We start from the raw sequence: 18,308 nt of genomic DNA on the forward strand, positions 1-18,308 counted from the left end.
CTATGTGGGCGCACTTCAAGGCAGACGTATGGTCTATCCGACGGTGCGAGACCTTCTCGCACAGACAGCGGCACGTTCACCGGACGCGACGGCGCTGCGCGACCCGGCGGCCGACCGCACGCTCACTTACGCCGAGTGGGACGGCCTCGTGACCCGGGTGGCGAACGGGTTGCTCGACGCCGGCCTGAGCCCCGGCGACCACCTCTCGGTCATGACGAAGGACTCGGTCGAACAGCTCACGCTCCTGTTCGCCGCCGCCGAACTCGGCGTCCTCTTCAACCCGATCAGCTACCGCGCCCCCGCGGGTCGTCTCTCCTACGTCCTCGACCACGCCGAGGCCGACGCGTTCGTCTTCGACGAGGCTGCCCTCGACACCGTCCGCGAGGTGGAGTCGGCGACGCTCCCGGCCCTCCTCGTCGGACGCAACGCCTCGTTCCAGGAGTCGGAACCCTACGGGACGCTCACCGGCGGGTCCACCGAGTCGCCGCACATCCACGTCACCGCGGACGACGCCGCGCTGTTGCTCTACACCTCGGGGACGACGGGCACGCCGAAGGGCGTCCGCCACACCCACCGGAACGTCGTCCTCTCTGACCTCGCCTGTCTCCCGTACAATCGGCTTCGGCCGAGCGACACGAACCTCGCCCTCGGGCCGCTCTACCACGTCGGTCCCCTGCTCGCGAACTTCATGCCCGCCCTCCACGTCGGCGCGACCAACGTCATCCAGCGAGACTTCGACCCGGCGACCACGCTCGACTACGTCGAGTCCGAGGGCGTGACCGCGATGTGGGGCGTCCCGACGCACTTCAACGACCTCGTCTCGGAACCCGACGTGGCCGACCGGGACGTCTCGGACGTGCGGATGATCCAGTACTCGGGGGCGGCGATGCCCCGCGAAGTAGTGAGGGAGTGCCGCGAGCACTTCCCCGACGTCGACTTCGTCAACGCCTACGGCACCACCGAGATCGTCTTCGGGACCGTCATCCACCCCGAGGACCACGACGAGCGTCTGGGGAGCATCGGGCGGGCCGTCCCGAACGCCGAGGTGAGACTCGTCGACCCCGACGACCCGCGACCCGGGGCGCGCGTCCTCGAGGGGGCCACCGGCGAGATACTGGTCAAGACGCCGACGTGCATGGAGGGCTACTGGAAGGACCCCGAACGGACCGAGGAGGCGGTCATCGACGGCTGGTACCGGACCGGCGACCTCGCTCGGCGCGACGAGGACGGCTTCCTCTACTTCGTCGACCGCAAGGACAGCATGATCGTCTCCGGTGGCGAGAACGTCTACCCGACCGAGGTCGAGGACGTCCTCTATCGCCACGAGGGCGTGGAGTCCGTCGCCGTCGTCGGCGTCCCCCACCGCAAGTGGGGCGAGGTCGTAACGGCGTTCGTCGTTCCCACGAGTGCCGCGAGTGGGGACTCGTCGGACGAGGAAAGTGAGTCCGACGGCGTCCGGACGGACCCCGACGTGACCGAGGCGGACCTCGACGAGCACTTCCGGGCGGCCGAGGACGTGGAGGCGTTCAAGCGCCCGCGCGAGTACGTCTTCCGCGACTCGCTACCGAAGACAGAGAGCGGGAAGATCTCACGGTCGGCACTGAAAGCTGAGGTGGCGGGATGAGTGACTTCGAGTCCCCCGAGACGGGCATCGTCCTCCCGGAGTACGCCGACAAGCCGGACGACTGGCTGGTCGACTTCGGCGAACGGGCCGTCGAGGCGGGCGTCGACTCCGTCTGGTGTGGCGAGGGCTGGGGGTACAACGCCTTCCAGTTGCTCGCGCGCGTGGGCGAGCGCACCGACTGCGCGCTGGGGACGTGCATCGCCAACGCCTTCGCCCGCAGTCCGGCCGCACTCGCGGGCGACGCCCTCGCACTGCACGACCTGACGGACGGCCGGTTCGTCCTCGGCATCGGGACGAGTACGCCCGCCATCGTCGAGTCGTTCCACGGCGCGTCGTTCGAGCGCCCGCTCCGCCGCATCCGCGAGACCATCGAGATACTGGACCTCGCGCTCTCGGGCGAGCGAATCGACTACGACGGCGAGGTGTTCTCGCTCGCGGGCTTCCGACTGAATCACGCCGACGGCGCGCACGTTCCCGTCTGGAACGCCGCCCTCGGGCGGACGAACGTCGCCATGACCATCGACTACGCCGACGGCATCCTCCCGCACATGCTCCCGCTGTCCGCGCTGGACGACGCCATCGCGGACGCCGAGGAGCGCGCGAACACGGCCGACGACCTGCACCGCGCCGCGAGCGTCCCGACCAGCGTCCACGAGGACCCCGAGGAGGCCCGACGAATCCTCGCGAAGCACGTCGCCTACTACGTCGGGTCGACCTCGTTCTACAACGACGTGGTCGCGGACAACGGCTTCCCCGAGGCGGCCGCCGCCGTCGCCGAGGCGTGGGAGGCGGGCGACCGCGCGGCCGCGAGCGAGGCCGTCACCCCCGAACTCCTCGATGCCATCGGCGTGGCGGGGACCCCCGAGACGGTCCCCGAGCGCTACCGGGAACTACTCGACGGCACCCTCGACACCGCGCTCTGTTCGTTCCCGATGGGCGCGACCGACGAGATGTACGACCTGACGCTCGACGCCGTCGGGCGACTGGGGTGACCGACGATGGAACAGGGCTTCGACACGGACACGATTCGCTGGCGGGACGGCGTGGTCGGCCACGACCCGGAGGCGTTCCCCGAACTGGAGACGGTCGAGCGCGACGGGTACAGCGTCAGGGCGTACGCCGACCGGCCGACCGGCGAGGACGGACCCGCCGGCGTGGACGGCCTCCTCGCGCGCGCGGTGGAGCGTGAACCCGACCGGGAGGCGGTCGTCTTCCCCGAGTCGGGCGAGCGCTGGACGTACGCGACCCTCGACGAACGGGTCGACCGGGTCGCCGCGGGACTCGCAAGCGCGGGCGTCGGGGCGGGCGACCTCGTCACCCTCGTCTGCTCGAACGGGCCGGCGTTCGTGGAGGCATTCTTCGCCGCGGTTCGGGTCGGTGCGGTCGCCGCCCCGGTCAACACGCGCGTCTCGCCGCGAGAACTCGACTTCCTGCTGACGACGGCCGACCCCGCCTGCCTGGTCGGGGACGGGGACCTCGCCGATACGGTCCGCGAGGCGGGCGTCCCCGACGGGACGCCAGTGTTCGTCACGGACGGTGAGGAGACGGGCGAGGAACGGCCCTACGCCGACCTCCCCGCCGCCGGGGACCCTCCCCGACCGACGACGGACGAGACGGACCCGACGGCCGTCCTCTACACGTCGGGGACGACGGGACACCCCAAGGGGTGTGTCATCGATGGCTTCCACCTCGCCAACGGCGCACACAACTACCGGACGAGTTTCGCGACCGGCGACGGCCTCCGGTCGATGGTGACGGTGCCGCTCTTCCACGTCGCGGGCCTCGTCGCCAACCTGTTGCACACGATAGTGAGCCGGGGGACCACGGTGATCCTCGACGGAGCGTCACCCGAGACGTTCCTCGGGACCATCGAGACCGAACGCGTCGAGTTCGTCCTCGACGTGCCGACGAACTACACGCTCGCGATGGCGCGGGGCGACCCCTCGGCCTACGACCTCGACTCATGGGCGGTCGCGGCCTACGGCGGCGCACCCATGCCCGCCGAGTCGGTCCGGCGGCTCCGCGAGTCGTTCCCGGACGTCGCGCTGTGTGACGCCTACGGCACGACCGAGACCGTCGGCGGCCTCGTGACGATGTGTCCCGACGAGTACACCGACGAGCGCGCCTCGACCATCGGGCTGCCCACGCCGCCGATGGAACTGGCAGTCGTCGACGACGACCGGATCCCGCTCGGCCCCGGTGAGACGGGCGAACTCGCCATCCGCGGCCCCATCGTCGTCGAGTCGTACCTCGACCGGCCCGAAGCGACGGCGGAGTCCTTCGAGGACGGGTGGTACTACACCGGCGACCTCGCCACCATCGACGGGGACGGCTTCGTCGAACTGCGGGGCCGGGGGCGCGACAAGATCGTCCGGGGGGGCGAGAACGTCTACGCCCTCGACGTCGAGGAGGTGCTGGTCGCCCACGCGGGGGTCCTCGAGGCGAGCGTCACGAGCTTCCCCGACGAGGTGCTCGGCGAGCGGGTCCTCGGTGCCGTCGTCCCCCGCGAGGGCGTCCGCCTCACCGAGGACGACCTGCGCGAACATTGTGCGGGTCGACTCGCCGACTACAAGATACCCGAGGTGTTCCGCATCCTCGACGAACTCCCGAAGAATCCCGGCGGCAAGGTGGTGAAGAGCGACCTCCTGCCCGAGCCGTTGCGACACGGCATCCGGGCGGGCGGCGGCGAGTGAGCGCCTCTGACAGTTGATTTACGGCGACCCGGCGTCCGAGACGGCGAGGTACTGTCCGATGACCTCCTCGCTGTCCCGCAGTTCAGCTACGGTCCCCTCCCACGTAACTTGTCCCTTGCTCAATAGGTACGCGCGTTCGGCGAGCGCGAAGGCGAACGCCGTGTTCTGCTCGGTGAGCAACACGGTGATGCCCGTCTCGATGACCTCCTTCAGGAGCGTCCGCAGGTCCGCGACGATGTTCGGGGCCAGCCCCTCGCTCGGTTCGTCGAGAACGAGGAGGTCGGGGTCGGTCACCAGCGCGCGTGCGATGGTGAGCATCTGCTGTTGGCCGCCGCTCAGCTGCCCGCCGAGACGGTGGGAGTGTTCGTCCAGCGCCGGGAACAACTCGTAGATGCGGTCGTGGTCCCACGGCGAGTCGCGGGCCATCGTCACCTCCAGCGTGTCCGCCACGCTGAGGTCCGGGAACACCCGGCGGTCCTCCGGAACGTAGCCGATACCGCGCCGCGCGGTCTGGAAGGGGGCGAGACCGTCGATTCGCTCGCCGTGGAACGTGACCGACCCCGACCGGGGCGGGGTCAGCCCGACGATGCTCCGCAGGGTGGTGGTCTTGCCCGCGCCGTTCCGCCCGAGGAGGGCGACGATCTCCCCCTCCTCGACATCCATCGACACGCCGTGGAGGACGTGGCTCTGCCCGTAGTAGGTGTGGACGTCCTCCAGTTCCAGCAGGCTCATTCCGCCACCTCCCCGCCGAGGTAGGCACTCTGGACGCGCTCGTCCCGGCGAATCTCGTCGGGCGTCCCGTCTGCGATGATGCTCCCCCGGTCGAGGACGAGAACCCGGTCCGCGATGGAGAACACGATGTCGATGTCGTGTTCCGTGACGAGGAAGGTCATGTCGGTGCGCGCGTCTAAGTCCTCGACGAGGTCGACCATCTTCTCCGTCTCCGTCGGGTTCATCCCCGCCGTGGGTTCGTCGAGGAGGACGAGTTGCGGGTCCGTCGCCAGCACGATGCCGATCTCGACCCGGCGCTTGTCCCCGTAGGAGAGTTCCGTCACCGGCTCGTCGGCGATGTCGCCCAGTCCGACGAGGTCCAGCACCTCGTCGGTCCCGGCGGTGATGTCCTCGTCCGCCCCCGCCCGGCCGAACGCGTTCCAGCGTTCGTCGGACCGGGAGATGACCGGCGCGCGGATGTTCTCCCGAACGGTGAGACCTTCGAAGACGTTCGTCACCTGGAACGAGCGCCCGATGCCGAGGTGCGTGCGTTCGGCGGGCGACGTGGTGGTCACGTCCCGCCCGTCGAACCGAATCCGCCCCTCCGTCGGCGTCAGCGTCCCGATGAGCAGGTTGTACATCGTCGTCTTGCCGGCCCCGTTCGGGCCGATGAGCGCGCACAGTTCCTCGCGGGCGAGCGTGCGCGAGATGTCGTCTACGGCGACGAGTTCGCCGAAGCGCTTCGTCACCCCGTCCAGTTCGAGGAGCGGGGCCGTCATCGCTCGTCCACCTCCGCCGGGCGCTCGCGGGTGGTGTCCGGGTCCCCGTCCCGCCCGAGTAACGATCGGACCGCCTCGGTCCCGTCACCCGTCGCGAGGCCGACGAGGCCGCCGGGGACGAACAGGACGATGGGAATGAGCACGATGCCTAGTCCGATCTGCCAGTAGTCGGTGATGCTCGTCAGCCACTCCTCCAGGAAGACGAAGACGAACGACCCGATGGCCGGCCCGAAGAACGACGCGGGACCGCCGAGCAGCGTGATGAGCACGGGTTCCGCGCTCATCGACCAGTGGAGCGTCTCGGGGGTGACGATGAAGTTCCTGACCGAGAACAGCACGCCGCCGACGCCCGCGAACAGGCCCGCGACGACGAACGCCGAGAGTTGGTAGCGCTTGACCGGGATGCCGACGAGTTCCGCGCGCTGTGGGTTCTCGCGGATGACCTTCAGGAGTGCGCCGTACGGCGAGTTGACGACGCGCCAGAGCACCGCCAGCGAGCCGACGAGGACAGCGAACGTGACGTAGTAGAACGTCACCGTGTCCAGCAAGTTCACCGTCAGCCCCGGCAGTTCGACCACCGGCGCACTCACCGTGATGCCGTTCGCACCGCCCGTCACGTCGTCCCACTGGAACGCGACCTGGTATAGCATCATGTTGAATGCGAGGGTGAGCATGGCGAAGTATATCTCGCCGCGCTGGACGCAGAGCAGGCCGACGACGGCCGCGAACGCGGCGGCAGCGATGACGGCCACCACACCGCCGACCAGGAACGACTCGAAGGCCGCCGGGAGCATCTCGATGCGGCCGCTGAGAAGGATGCCGAAGGCGTACGCCGCGAGACCGAAGTACGCCGCGTGCCCGAACGAGAGCAACCCCGTGTAGCCGAACAGGAGGTTGAAACTCGTCGCGAACAGCGTCAGTATCATCACCGTGATCAGCAAGCCGAGTTCGTACTCGCCGAGGACGCCGCCCGCGACGAGCGGGAGCGCGGCGAGGACGACGGCGGCGGCGAGGACGGCACCCCGTCGAGACCAGACCCGACTCACGAGGTCGGTGCGTGCGCTCACGCCGTCACCTCCCTGCCGAACAGGCCGGTGGGCATGCTCAGCAACACGATGGCCATCAGGACGAACGGGATGACCGGCTGGAGCGCCGGGGCGACGAGGAACGCGAGGGAGTTGACCACCCCGATGAGGAGTGCACCGACGAGCGCCCCGGAGAACGACCCCAGACCGCCGACGACGACGACGACGAACGAGTTGATGATGATGCTCTCGCCCATCGTCGGCTGGATAGTCTGATAGGGAGCCGAGAGCGCCCCGCCCAGTCCCGCGAGGACGCTCCCCGCGACGAACATCGCGGTGAACAGCAGGGGGACGTTCACGCCGAGGGCGTTTGCGATGTCGCGGTCCTGTGCGGCAGCCCGGACCATCTTGCCGACGCGGGTCCGCTCGAACACCAGCCACATCCCCAGCGCGAACACCGCCCCGACAGCGATGAGGAAGAGGTTGTAGACCGGGTAGCCCCGACCCAGCAGTGACACCTGGAAGTCGAGGCCCGCCGGGACGCCGATGGACCGGAAGTCGGTCCCCCACAAGATGCGGGCGGCGTTGTCGATCACGAGGACGACGGCGAACGTCAGGAGCAACTGGAACTCGTGGTCGCGGTCGTAGATGGGGCGGATGAGCACCCGCTCGATGACGCCGCCGACCACCGCGACGAGCAGCGGTGCGACGAGGAGCGCGAGCCAGAACTGTCCGTTGAAGAACGCGAACGGCCCGCTCGCCGTCACGAGGAAGAACGTGAAGTACGCCCCGAGCATGTACAGCGAGCCGTGGGCGAAGTTCAGCACGCCGAGGACGCCGAAGATGAGCGTCAGGCCGACGGCGGCGAGGAACAACAGCATCCCGTTGGCGACGCCGTTGACGAGGGCGATGCCGATACTGGCGAGGTCGGTCATAGTCGTGTGGAGTTCATTGCGAGGGGGGAGCTACATCTCACAGTTCGGTTCGGGCGTGACGCTCTCGCCGGGGACCGGATTCATCTCGGTGAAGCCGTAGAACTCCAGGTCGTCGACGGGGCCGATGCGCCCGGTCCAGATGTTCTCGTCGATGACCTGGTGGTCCGCGGCGCGGATTCGTTTCGTCCCCTCAGGGGCCTGAAACTCCAGTCCCTCGAGCCCCGAGACGAGGTCGTCGGTGCTCGTCCCGCCGCTCTCGGTGATGGCGTTCATGAGCGCGTACACCCCGGCGTAGGTCTCCTGGCCGACGTTGAGGGGAATCTCGTCGTACTCCTCGCGCCACGCCTCGACGAAGGCGGTGTTGCGCTCCGTGTCGGGGTACTGGAAGAAGTATCGGTCGACGGCGATCATCTCGACCATGTCGGACCCGAGCGACCGGGAGACGTCCGTGATGGCGCCGCTCCCGGCGACGAACTCCGGCACCTGCTCGAAGAAGTCGTACTGCTGGGCCTGCTTGATGAAGGTGATGAGGTCGCCCGCCCACAGCGACGTGTAGACGATGTCCGGACCGGCGTCGAGGACCGCCTGAATCTCGTTCTGGAAGTCCCCCTTCCCGAACGCGGGGAAGGTCTCCGCGACGACGGAGGCGTCGGCCTGTGCCGACATCTCCTCCTGAAACACCGCCCACGTCTCCTTGCCGAAGGAGTAGTCGGGGATGACGCCCGCGATGGCCGACCCGTCGGTGAGTGAGGCGGTGGTCTGGGCCAGTCCCGTCGTCAACTGGTCGAGGTTCGACGCCGTCCGGAAGGTCTGGGGTTTGCACTCCGAACCGGTGATGGTCGGCGTCTGGGCGATGGTCGCCACCGCGAGGACGTCCTGGCTCGCCGCGAACTCGGAGACGGCCTTCGCGACCGAACTGCTCGCGAAGCCGAGGAGCACGTCCACCTCCTCTTGCTGGACGAGTTCGCGGGCCCGCTGGACGCCCGTATCGGGCGAGGACTCCGTGTCCTTGTGGACGACCTCCAGTTCGACGCCCTCGCCGGCGTCGTTCACCTGCTTGACGGCGAGGTCGGCGCCCTTCTGCGATGGTTCGCCGATGGTCGCGAACGGACCGGAGAGCGGGACCAGATGGCCGATCTTGAGCGACTGGGTGCCACCACCCCCGCCGCCCCCGCCACCGCTCCCGTTTCCGCCTCCGCCGCTGTCGCCTCCGTCACCGCCGCCACCACCGTCTCCGTTGCCGCCGTCGCCCGCACAACCCGCGAGCGCCGTCAGTGCGCCGATCGAAGCGGTACCCGTCCCTTTGAGGAAGGTGCGTCTACTGCTGCGTGTCATTCGATGGCAAGTAGCACTGCCCTTATTTATAGTTATGTGTCACCCAGAGGATGACGGGAACCGACCGGAGGAGGGACACTCAGAACTCGCTCGCCACCTCCCGCCCGAACCGTTCGACCTGCTCGACCTGTTCGTCAACGTCCGTGGTGTAGAAGTCGAGGACGATGCGGGTGGTCCCCGCCTCGACGTACGCCTCTACGTCCTCGATCACCTTCGACGCCTCGCCGACGAGGAGGGTATCCCGGTCGACGTCGGACCCGACGTGGACCGCCCGGACGACGGCGACCTCGGGAGTCCCCGTGCGGTCGTAGTCGTCCCACGCACGACCCATCCGTTCGCGGGCGCTGGCGACGTCCTCCGGGTGGTCCCAGAAGATGGTCCACCCGTCGCCGAACTCGCCGACGCGGCGGAAGGCGGCCCCGGACCGGCCGCCGATCCAGACCTTGGGTCTGCCCTCGCCCGGCGTGGGGTAGAAGCCCGTCTCCTGGAAGGAGTGGTGGGGACCGTCGAAGGCGAGTTGCCCCTCCTCGCGGGCGCGTTCGAACAGGCGGAGGAACTCGTCGGTCCGGGAGCCGCGTTCCTCGAAGGGGACGTCGAGTACCTCGAACTCGGTGCGGAGCCACCCCGGCGCGACGCCGAAGTCGAACCGGCCGCCCGAGAGCGCTTCCACCGTCAGCGCCTCCCGGACCAAATCGACGGGGTGGCGGTACGGGACGATGCAGGTGTTCGTGCCCAACTGTATCTCGTCGGTGACGCCCGCGAGGTGCGAGAGCACGTCGAAGACGTCGTAGGCGTCCTGCGAGACGTGGAAGGGCGACTCCCCCGAGCGGGAGAACGGGTACTCGTCGGGGATGTCCGCGGGGAAGGTGACGTGGTCGCCGGCCCACACCGCGTCGAACCCCTCGCGTTCCGCCGTCTGCGCGACCCGACGGAACGCCTCGGGGGTGGCGTGGTCGCCGAACGTCGAGAGCATCACGCCGAACTCGATTCCCTCAGAGTTCATCGAACAGCACCTTCCCGATGGTGTTTCGCTGTATCTCGCTCGTCCCCTCGTAGATGGTGCCGGCCTTCACGTCGCGGTAGAAGTGTTCGACCTCGTGTTCGCGGGCGAAGCCCTTTCCGCCGAACACCTGCACCGCCTCCTCGGCCACCTCGCAGGCCATCTCCGTCGCGAACAGTTTCGCGATGCTCGCCTGCTCGATGAGCGACTGGTCCACCTCGCGGCTCTCGCGTTCCGCCGCGTCGATGGTCCGGGCGGCGTGGTACACCTGCGCTCTGGCCACCTGACAGTTCTTTCGCATGTCGGCGAGTTTCCAGCGCATCCCCTGGTAGTCGCCGATGGGCTGGCCGCCCTGTTCGCGCTCCTTCGAGAAGGCGAGCGCCCGGTCGAACGCCCCCTCCGCCATCCCGAGATGGGCGGCAGCGATGTCGACCCGACCGTGTTCCAGCCACGCGAGCGTCTGGTAGAACCCCTGGCCCTCCTCGTCGCCGAGCAAGTTCTCGGCGGGGACTCGAACCTCGTCGTAGGTGATGCGGGCGTGTTCGGCCGCGTCGAGGCCGAGTCGGTCGCGGGGCGTCGCGTCGTACCCCTCGCTGTCGGTGGGGACGACGATGAGGCTCAGCCCCCGGTAGGGCTTCTCGGGGTCCACGTCTGGGTCCGTCCGGCAGAGCGTCGCCACCCAGTCGCCGCTCGCGCCGTTGGCGATCCAGTCCTTCTCGCCGTCGATGACGTACTCCTCCCCTGCGGGTCCGCTGACCCGCTCTGCCGTCGTCGTGAGTTCCGCGAGCGCCGACCCCGTGTCGGGTTCCGTGAGGCCGATGCCCGTGGTTATCTCCCCGCGCGTCACCGGTTCGAGCCAGCGTTCCTTCTGCTGCGGGGAGCCGAACGAGTCCATGACGAAACAGCCTGTCATCGCGCCGTGGAGGGCGATGCCGACCGAGGAGTCGGCCCGGCAGAACGCCTCCGCGACGAGACACTGCTCGACGAGCGAGGCGTTCTGCCCCCCGTAGGCCTCCTCGAAGGGCAGACCGATGAGGCCCGCCTCGGCCGCCTTCCGGTAGACCTCCCACGGCCACTCGCCGGACTCGACGTACTCCATCGCGACCGGTTCGATGTGCTCCTCGCCGAACGCGCGCGCTCGGTCCCACAGGTCCCGCTGTGACTCGGTCAGTTCGACCGTCATAGCCGTCACCTCTGTCGTAGCTGTGATAAGTGTTCGCGTGGGTGACGAGACCGGACGACGGTGACCCCACGAGCCGCCCCCCGACGGGCGCGGGAGTCAGTCCTCGCGGGGGGCGAAGACGGGCACCGCGACGTCCTCGCGGTCCGTCTCCTCGAAGCGCACCTCGACGGGCATCCCCACCTCGACTTCGTCGGGGTCGCAGTCCACGACGTTGGTGATGACACGCGGGCCCTCGTCGAGTTCGACGTGGGCGTACACCAGCGGGAGCGAGGACTCGGGCCACCCTGAGACGCCGCGCATGACGGTGTAGGAGTACACCTCGCCCGTCCCTTCGGCCTCGCGCCACTCGACGTCGTCGCTGAAGCAGTCCGGACAGAGCGCCCGCGGGTAGTGATACGTGAGCCCGCACTCTCGGCACGCGGAGAGGAGGAACTTCCCTTCGGTCGCCGCCCGCCAGAACTCCTCGGTTTCGGGGGTGGGCTTCGGGAGGGGGCGGGGTTCCCACGTCATCGGTCGTCCCTCCCGAGGAGCGCCGTCACGGAGCCGTGGCGCGTCCCGAGACTCCCGCCCGTCCCGTGGGCGAGAGCGACCTGCGCGTCCTCGACCTGCACGGGGGCGTTGGCCTCGCCCCGCAACTGGCGGACGGCCTCGATGACCTTCGTCATCCCGCCGCGGTTTCCGGGGTGGTTCGAACAGAGGCCGCCGCCGTCCGTGTTGAACGGCAGGTCTCCGTCCGGGGCCTGCAGGGTGCCCCCTTCGACGAACGACCCGCCCTCGCCCTTCGCGCAGAACCCGAGGTCCTCGATGGTCTGGAGGACGGTGATGGTGAAGGAGTCGTAGATGGAGGCGTAGTCCACGTCTTCGGGACCGAGGCCCGCCTCGGCGAACGCCCGCGGGCCGGAGTCCGCCGCGCCGGTGTACGTCAGGTCCGTCCGGCCGGCGTCGAGGTGTTTGACGGCCTCGCCGTGGCCCAGCACCTCGACGCACTCGCGCTCGATTGCTCGGCGAACGTCGTCGCTGACGACGACGAGTGCGCCGCCGCCGTCGGAGACGACACAGCAATCCAGCAGGTGGAGTGGGTCCGCAATCATCCGCGAGGAGACCACGTCCTCGACGGTCACCGGGTCGCGGTACATCGCGTGTTCGTTGTGCTGGGCGTGCTCCGAGGCGGCGACCCGTATCTCGGCGAGTTGCTCGCTCGTCGTGCCGAACTCGTGCATGTGACGCTGGGCGGCGACGGCGTACTTCGAGAGGGTGGATGCCCCGTAGATGACCTCGAAGGAGTCCTGCATCGTCCGCAGGGGACTCGCGCTGGCACCGCTGGTGTGGCTCTCCGACCGGGGCCGACCCGCGAGAGTGACGAGGGCGACGTCGCACTTGCCGTCGCGGATGGCGCTGGCGGCGTGGCCGACGTGGCTCACGTACGAGGAGCCGCCGTAGTCGGTGGTGTCGGCGTACGCCACGTCCAGCCCCATGTAGTCGGCCATGATGAGCGGCGTGAGGCCGTGTTCGTACCACGGCATCCCCGCCGTGAAGTAGGCGTCCACGTCGTCTTTCGTCAGTCCCGCGTCGTCGAGGGCCCCGCGGGCCACCTCGGCGTGCAGTTGCATCGTCGACTTCTCCGGTGCCTCGCGCGTCGGGTGCTCGAAGGCACCCGCCACGAACACCGGCTCTCGGGCCGTCATGGCTCGTCTCTCCGGGCACGGGGACGTAAGTCTTTACCACGACCGGGGGGAGGGTGCCAACGCTTATTAGCGGACACCGGAAGGTGTGGGTGATGATCGCACTCTCAGCGGAGCAGCAGATGCTCGTATCGTCGCTTGAGGACCTCGCAGAGCGGGAGTTCGCGGACCGCGCCTTCGAGTGGCAGGGCGACCCGCCGTGGGCGAACGTCGAACTGCTGGCCGAACAGGGCTTCCTCGGCATCAACATCGCCGAGGAGTACGGCGGCGGGGGGATGACGGAGTTTGACGCCATGCTCACCATCGAGGCGGTGGGGCGGGTCTGCCCGGACACGGCCGAGTTCCTCTACAACCAGCAGATGGTCGCGCCGCGCGCCATCGAGATGTTCGGGACCGAGGAGGCCAAAGAGCGCTACCTCCCCCCGGTGACGGCGGGCGAGGACAGCATCGCTATCGCCATCTCCGAACCCGAGTCGGGCAGCGACGTGGGGTCGATGCGCACCGAAGTCGTAGAGGAGGACGGCGACCTCGTCCTGAACGGCGAGAAGATCTGGGTGAGCAACGTCCAGCACTCCAGCGCGGCGGTGGTCTGGACGCGGTTCCCCGAGGGGCTGGGGTCCGTCGTCGTCGAGTTCGACTGGGACGGGGTGAGCGTCGACCAGCACTACACCAACATGGCCGAACACGAGCAGACCCAGTTCCGCATGGAGGACGTCGTCGTCCCCGAGGCGAACGTCGTCACCCGGGGGAAAGAGGGGTTCAAACAGCAGTTACAGGCGCTCAACTGGGAACGGCTGGGGAGTGCGACGCTCGCCAACAGCATCTCGCGGTGCGCCCTCGACAAGGCCATCCAGTACGCCGGCGACCGCGAGCAGTTCGGCCAGCCAATCGGCGACTTCCAGGGTATCGAGTGGAAACTCGCGGACATGGCGAAAGACCTCGAAGCCTCCCGCGCGCTCACCTACCGGGCGGCCACCCGCGCCCACGAACAGGGGCGGATTCCGGACCGCCTCGACGCCTCGCTGGCGAAACTGCTCTCCAGCGAGACGGTCGAACGCGTCGTCAGCGAGTCCCTCCAGATCCACGGGGCGAACGGCTACCAGCGCGACCACCCGCTGGAGTACCTCTACCGCCTCGCGCGCGGCCGTCGGCTCGCGGCTGGGACCGACGAGATACAGAAGAACCAGATCGCCGCCGTCCTCAAGCGCGACGGCCTGCCGGACCTCGCGTAGTCAGGAGTAGTCCCGGTCGTACTCGGGCGCGCGTTTCTCCGAGAAGGCGGCGATGGCCTCCGAGTGCTCCTCGTCGTTGACGCAGTCCCACTGGTAGTCGATGGCTCGCTCGCAGTACTCCTCGAAGGACTGCTCGGGGTCCACGAGGTCGTTCGTCCGGCGGACGGCCAGCGCGGGCAGCGCGAGTATCTCCTCGGCGAGGGCGACTGCGCCGGCGAGCGGGTCCTCGCGCTCCTCGACGGCCAGTCCGAGGTCGACGCAGTCCTCGGGGGTGATGTCCCTGCCCGTGAGCAGGTACTCGCGGGCTTTCGCCTCGCCGACGAGTCGCGGGAGCAACCACGCCCCGCCGTCGCCGGGGACGAGTCCGACCTTCACGAACCCCTCGCGGAGGAGGGCGTTCGGCCCGACGACACGCAGGTCGCAGGCGAGCGCGAAGTCACACCCCGCACCGACGGCCGGGCCGCCGACGCCCGCGATGGAGGGTTTCGACATCCCTCGGAGCTGGCGGACGACGTTCTGGACGCCCCAGAGGTAGCCCGCGTAGTCCTCGTAGGTCATCTCCCCGGACCAGTCGGGCATCGTGGAGACGTCCGCCCCCGCGCAGAACCCGTCGTCCGCGCCCGTCAAGACGACGACGTAGACGCCCTCGTCCTCCCGCGCGTCGCGCAGGGCGGCGTTCAGTTCGAGGATGGTCTGTCGGCGGAACGCGTTTTTCACCTCCGGCCGGTCGATGGTTATCGTCGCGATGCCCCCGTCGGTGTCGTATCGAACGTCGTCGTACATGGGTACCGCCCGCACGCGGCGGGTCGTGTCTCGAGAACACACACCATGACACTTGACTCTATGCCTCCCGCGCCCGGGCGAAACGGAGCGTTCCGCGTAACGAGACGAACCGGGGTTCCTGCCTTCTCGAGAGACCCGACCACGTGACATTACACGCATATGCTTGTAACGACAGGAATACTCGTGGCTCCACCACGCCCCGACAGATCCAGATTTTGGTGACGGGGGTCGACCGCACCGGATTCGACTGCGGTCGGACGCCGGCGAGGGCCGGGGAAGGCGACCCGTCGTCGGAGACACCGCCGGGCGGGGGGCCGGTCGCGGCCCGGCGGCACCGCCTCGTCGTGCGTTCGTGTGACACGACGGTCCGGACGTGTGTTCCGCGTTCCGGAACCAGTCGGCGGTCACGACTCCGATTGGTGAACCCCTCGGTATCGCGCTTGAGGGACTTCTACGGGAACCAGTGCCAGCCCTCGGCTTCACTCGCGAGCCGGGGGACTGAAACAGCGCCATTTGAGAGGCCCTCAAAGCCGTACAGAGCACTCCGCCGCTCAATAGTCAGTTCCTCATCGAGGAAGATTATTTCTGAGGTGAATAGGACCCGATACGGCCCGATACTCGGGTCAGTGGCTGCTTTTGGGGCGCCTCTTTCGGTTCCTCATTGTGGAATAGAAGCGTGTCACAGAATCGCACTGGTCGTCGGTTCCGGCTACCTCGTCGGAGTTCCACGGGTGGACCTTCGACCCCCGGCGAGGGAGGTTCGACCAGCAGCGGGGGAGGAGCACGGAAGTGACCGTACGGGACGCTGGAGCGGACGAGGCGGCCCGGCGAACGTCGAGCACGGACGGCGAGACCACGGCAATGCTTTTGCTGACTGCCTCGCACGGGTGGGTATGGCCGAATTTCTGGGCGGGAGCCTCGAGCTCTCGCAGAGCCAGCGGCTGGTCCGCAAGTCCATCCGGGAGATCTGTGCGAACTTCGACCGCGAGTACTGGCGCGAGAGGTCGTCGGAGGGCGAGTACCCCCACGAGTTCGTCGACGTCCTCGCCGAGGAGGGGTGGATGGGCGCGCTGATCCCCGCAGAGTACGGCGGCGCGGGGATGGGGACGCCCGAGACGGTCGTGATGATGGAGGAGATCGCGGCCGGCGGCGGCGGGTTCGCCGCCGCACAGGCCGTCCACGGCGGCATCTACAACTCCGTCCCACTGGTGAAGTACGGCAGCGAGTCGATGAAGGAGGACCTCCTGCCGCGGGTGGCGGACGGCGAGGCGTCGATCCAGGCGTTCGGCCTCACCGAACCGAACGCGGGGTCGGACTCCACGTCCATCGAGACGCGCGCGGAGAAGGAGGGAGACGAGTGGGTCGTCACCGGCCAGAAGATCTGGACCTCGCGGGTCGACGTGAGCGACTACCTCGTCCTCGTCGCGCGCACCACCCCGAAAGACGAGGTGGAGAAGCGCACGCGGGGCATCTCGATGTTCCTCGTGGACGTCGAGGACGCCGTCGAGCAGGGCGCACTAGAGATGGACCACATCGACAAGTCGGCCAGCGAGTTCGTCCACTCCTTCCAGCTCTACTTCGACGGCCTGCGCCTCCCCGAGGACGCCCTCATCGGCGAGGAGGGTCAGGGGTTCTACCAGGTGCTCGACGGCCTCAACGAGGAGCGCCTCGTCATCGCGGCCGAGTGCCTCGGACTGGGTCGGCTGGCCATCGACCGCGGGGTGTCCTACGCCAACGAGCGAGAGGTGTTCGGGACCGCAATCGGCGCGAACCAGGCCATCCAGCATCCGCTGGCGGAGGCGTTCGCCCGCCTGCAGGCCGCCCGACAGCTCACGTACGCGGCCGCCAACCAGAGCGCGAGCGGTGAGAGCGTCGACCTCGGCGCGTACGCGAACATGGCGAAGTTCCTCTCGGCGGACGCGGCCTTCGAGGCGGCCGACGCCGCCGTCCAGACCCACGGCGGGTTCGGCGTCGCCACCGAGTACGACGTCGAGCGCTACTTCCGGGAGGCGCGCCTCACCCGCCTCGTCCCCATCACCCAGCAACTGGTGTTAAACTACATCGGCGAGAAGGTCCTCGGCCTGCCCCGGTCGTACTGAGCCGTCCCCGACTCGAACGCCCTGTCGCGGTCTGCAACATTTATGCCGACACCTGCGAACAGTGCGCACATGACCGAACGCGAAACCGGACGACTGGCCTACCTCGCCGAACCCAAGCGACTGGAACTGAAGGAGTATCCCGTCCCCGAGGCGGAACCGGGGGCCGTCGTCACGGAGGTGGAACAGGCGAACGTCTGCGGGTCCGAACTGCACATCTGGGGCGGCCACCACCCGCAGGTGAAAGAGGGCGTCCTCGGTCACGAGGCGCTCTGTCGGATCAAGGAACTCGGCGAGGGCGTCGAGACGGACTACGCGGGCGAACCGGTGGAGGTAGGCGACCGCATCGCCCCCGTCTACTACATCACCTGTCGGCGCTGTCCGGCCTGTCTGGTCGGTGAGTTCCACCTCTGTGAGAACGCGTATCGCTACTGGTCGAAGCCCCCCGAGGAGCCGCCGCACTTCCACGGGACGTTCGCGACGCACTACTACGTCCACCCCGACCAGTACTTCTACAAAGTGCCCGAGGACCTGCCGACGAACATCGCCGCGGGCGCGAACTGCGCGCTCTCGCAGGTGCTGTTCGGCTTCGACGAGGTAGGCGTCGGTTACGACGACACCGTCGTCGTCCAGGGGGCGGGCGGCCTCGGCCTGAATGCCATCGCCGTCGCCACCGAACGCGGCGCGGAGACCATCGTCGTGGAGGGCGTCGACGGCCGTATCGACCGGGCGAGGGAGTTCGGCGCGGACCACGTCGTCGACTTCCGCGAGTACGACTCCGTCGAGGCGCGCGCCGAGCGGGTCCGAGAACTCACCGACGGGCGCGGCGCGGACGTGGGTGTGGAGGTGGCGGGCGTCCCCGCCGCGTTCTCGGAGGGCATCCACCTCCTGCGCCACGGCGGGCGCTACCTCGAGATGGGCAACGTCTCGCCCGGCCAGATGACCGAGTTCGACCCCGGCCTCCTCACGCGGAAGTCCATCGACATCACCTCCGCCGTCCGGTACAACCCGTGGTACCTCCACAAGGCGCTCTCGTTCCTCACCGACCACCACGAGGCGTACCCCTACGCCGACCTCATCGACGCCGAGTTCGACCTCGTGGACGTGAGCGAGGCGCTCCAGAAGTCGGAGAACCGCGAGGTGACGCGGGCGAAGCTGATTCCCCACGCCCACGACTGAGCGCGACGGGGCGGTCCCCTCCTTCCCCCACCCGACACGCGGAGTTATGTC

Annotated in this window: 16 protein-coding genes; 6 read left to right on the plus strand and 10 right to left on the minus strand. The window is 68.5% G+C overall.

All coding sequences use genetic code 11. The annotated features are described in order from the left end of the window. Nucleotides 1–28: 28 nt before the first annotated feature. Genes NKG96_RS17855 through NKG96_RS17865 form a run of 3 tightly spaced genes read left to right on the plus strand, consistent with a single transcriptional unit; the run spans nt 29 to nt 4,317 of the window. On the plus strand, nt 29–1,624 hold the full coding sequence (locus NKG96_RS17855; protein ID WP_254538505.1) for a class I adenylate-forming enzyme family protein: 1,596 nt from the start codon (nt 29–31) through the stop codon (nt 1,622–1,624). Next, complete coding sequence (locus tag NKG96_RS17860; protein WP_254538506.1) at nt 1,621–2,616, plus strand: LLM class flavin-dependent oxidoreductase; 996 nt, start codon at nt 1,621–1,623, stop codon at nt 2,614–2,616. The genes NKG96_RS17855 and NKG96_RS17860 overlap by 4 nt, the downstream gene beginning before the upstream one ends. A gap of 6 nt (nt 2,617–2,622) precedes the next feature. Further along, nucleotides 2,623–4,317: a class I adenylate-forming enzyme family protein gene (locus tag NKG96_RS17865; RefSeq protein WP_254538507.1), complete on the plus strand. Its 1,695-nt coding sequence runs from the start codon at nt 2,623–2,625 to the stop codon at nt 4,315–4,317. Nucleotides 4,318–4,335: 18 nt separating this feature from the next. On the opposite strand, the gene NKG96_RS17870 is transcribed toward NKG96_RS17865, so the two are convergent. The 9 genes from NKG96_RS17870 to NKG96_RS17910 form a co-directional block, all read right to left on the minus strand. Beyond that, entirely contained in the window at nt 4,336–5,049 is a 714-nt protein-coding gene (locus NKG96_RS17870) for an ABC transporter ATP-binding protein (RefSeq protein ID WP_254538508.1), read from the minus strand. Continuing rightward, nucleotides 5,046–5,807: an ABC transporter ATP-binding protein gene (locus tag NKG96_RS17875; RefSeq protein WP_254538509.1), complete on the minus strand. Its 762-nt coding sequence runs from the start codon at nt 5,805–5,807 to the stop codon at nt 5,046–5,048. Before NKG96_RS17875 ends, NKG96_RS17870 begins: the two co-directional genes overlap by 4 nt. Then, entirely contained in the window at nt 5,804–6,874 is a 1,071-nt protein-coding gene (locus NKG96_RS17880) for a branched-chain amino acid ABC transporter permease (RefSeq protein ID WP_254538510.1), read from the minus strand. The genes NKG96_RS17875 and NKG96_RS17880 overlap by 4 nt, the downstream gene beginning before the upstream one ends. Continuing rightward, nucleotides 6,871–7,767 (minus strand): branched-chain amino acid ABC transporter permease, encoded by an 897-nt coding sequence (locus tag NKG96_RS17885; RefSeq protein WP_254538511.1) that lies wholly within the window; start codon nt 7,765–7,767, stop codon nt 6,871–6,873. Before NKG96_RS17885 ends, NKG96_RS17880 begins: the two co-directional genes overlap by 4 nt. 30 nt (nt 7,768–7,797) lie before the next feature. Beyond that, nucleotides 7,798–9,102: an ABC transporter substrate-binding protein gene (locus NKG96_RS17890; RefSeq protein WP_254538512.1), complete on the minus strand. Its 1,305-nt coding sequence runs from the start codon at nt 9,100–9,102 to the stop codon at nt 7,798–7,800. A gap of 79 nt (nt 9,103–9,181) precedes the next feature. Beyond that, a complete protein-coding gene (locus NKG96_RS17895) occupies nt 9,182–10,105 on the minus strand; it encodes a TIGR03619 family F420-dependent LLM class oxidoreductase (RefSeq protein ID WP_254538514.1) in 924 nt (307 codons plus the stop codon). Continuing rightward, nucleotides 10,095–11,285: an acyl-CoA dehydrogenase family protein gene (locus NKG96_RS17900; protein WP_254538515.1), complete on the minus strand. Its 1,191-nt coding sequence runs from the start codon at nt 11,283–11,285 to the stop codon at nt 10,095–10,097. Before NKG96_RS17900 ends, NKG96_RS17895 begins: the two co-directional genes overlap by 11 nt. A 96-nt stretch (nt 11,286–11,381) precedes the next feature. Next, complete coding sequence (locus NKG96_RS17905) at nt 11,382–11,795, minus strand: Zn-ribbon domain-containing OB-fold protein (protein WP_254538517.1); 414 nt, start codon at nt 11,793–11,795, stop codon at nt 11,382–11,384. Next, on the minus strand, nt 11,792–12,970 hold the full coding sequence (locus NKG96_RS17910; protein WP_254538518.1) for a thiolase domain-containing protein: 1,179 nt from the start codon (nt 12,968–12,970) through the stop codon (nt 11,792–11,794). Before NKG96_RS17910 ends, NKG96_RS17905 begins: the two co-directional genes overlap by 4 nt. Before the next feature lie 92 nt (nt 12,971–13,062). On the opposite strand from NKG96_RS17910, the gene NKG96_RS17915 reads away from it, so the two are divergent. Next, entirely contained in the window at nt 13,063–14,199 is a 1,137-nt protein-coding gene (locus tag NKG96_RS17915) for an acyl-CoA dehydrogenase family protein (RefSeq protein WP_254538519.1), read from the plus strand. Here the strand turns inward: NKG96_RS17915 and NKG96_RS17920 are convergent, their stop codons facing one another. Continuing rightward, nucleotides 14,200–14,982, minus strand: coding sequence for an enoyl-CoA hydratase/isomerase family protein (locus NKG96_RS17920; RefSeq protein ID WP_254538521.1), 783 nt, complete (start codon nt 14,980–14,982; stop codon nt 14,200–14,202). A gap of 893 nt (nt 14,983–15,875) precedes the next feature. Between NKG96_RS17920 and NKG96_RS17925 the strand changes: the two genes are divergently transcribed. Both NKG96_RS17925 and NKG96_RS17930 read left to right on the plus strand, forming a co-directional pair. Continuing rightward, complete coding sequence (locus tag NKG96_RS17925; RefSeq protein WP_254538522.1) at nt 15,876–17,081, plus strand: acyl-CoA dehydrogenase family protein; 1,206 nt, start codon at nt 15,876–15,878, stop codon at nt 17,079–17,081. Nucleotides 17,082–17,150: 69 nt separating this feature from the next. Further along, nucleotides 17,151–18,257 (plus strand): zinc-binding dehydrogenase, encoded by a 1,107-nt coding sequence (locus NKG96_RS17930; RefSeq protein ID WP_254538523.1) that lies wholly within the window; start codon nt 17,151–17,153, stop codon nt 18,255–18,257. The last annotated feature ends 51 nt before the right edge of the window (nt 18,258–18,308 follow it).

This window comes from Halomarina litorea, from assembly GCF_024227715.1.
In the GTDB taxonomy this organism is placed as follows: Archaea; Halobacteriota; Halobacteria; order Halobacteriales; family Haloarculaceae; genus Halomarina; species Halomarina litorea.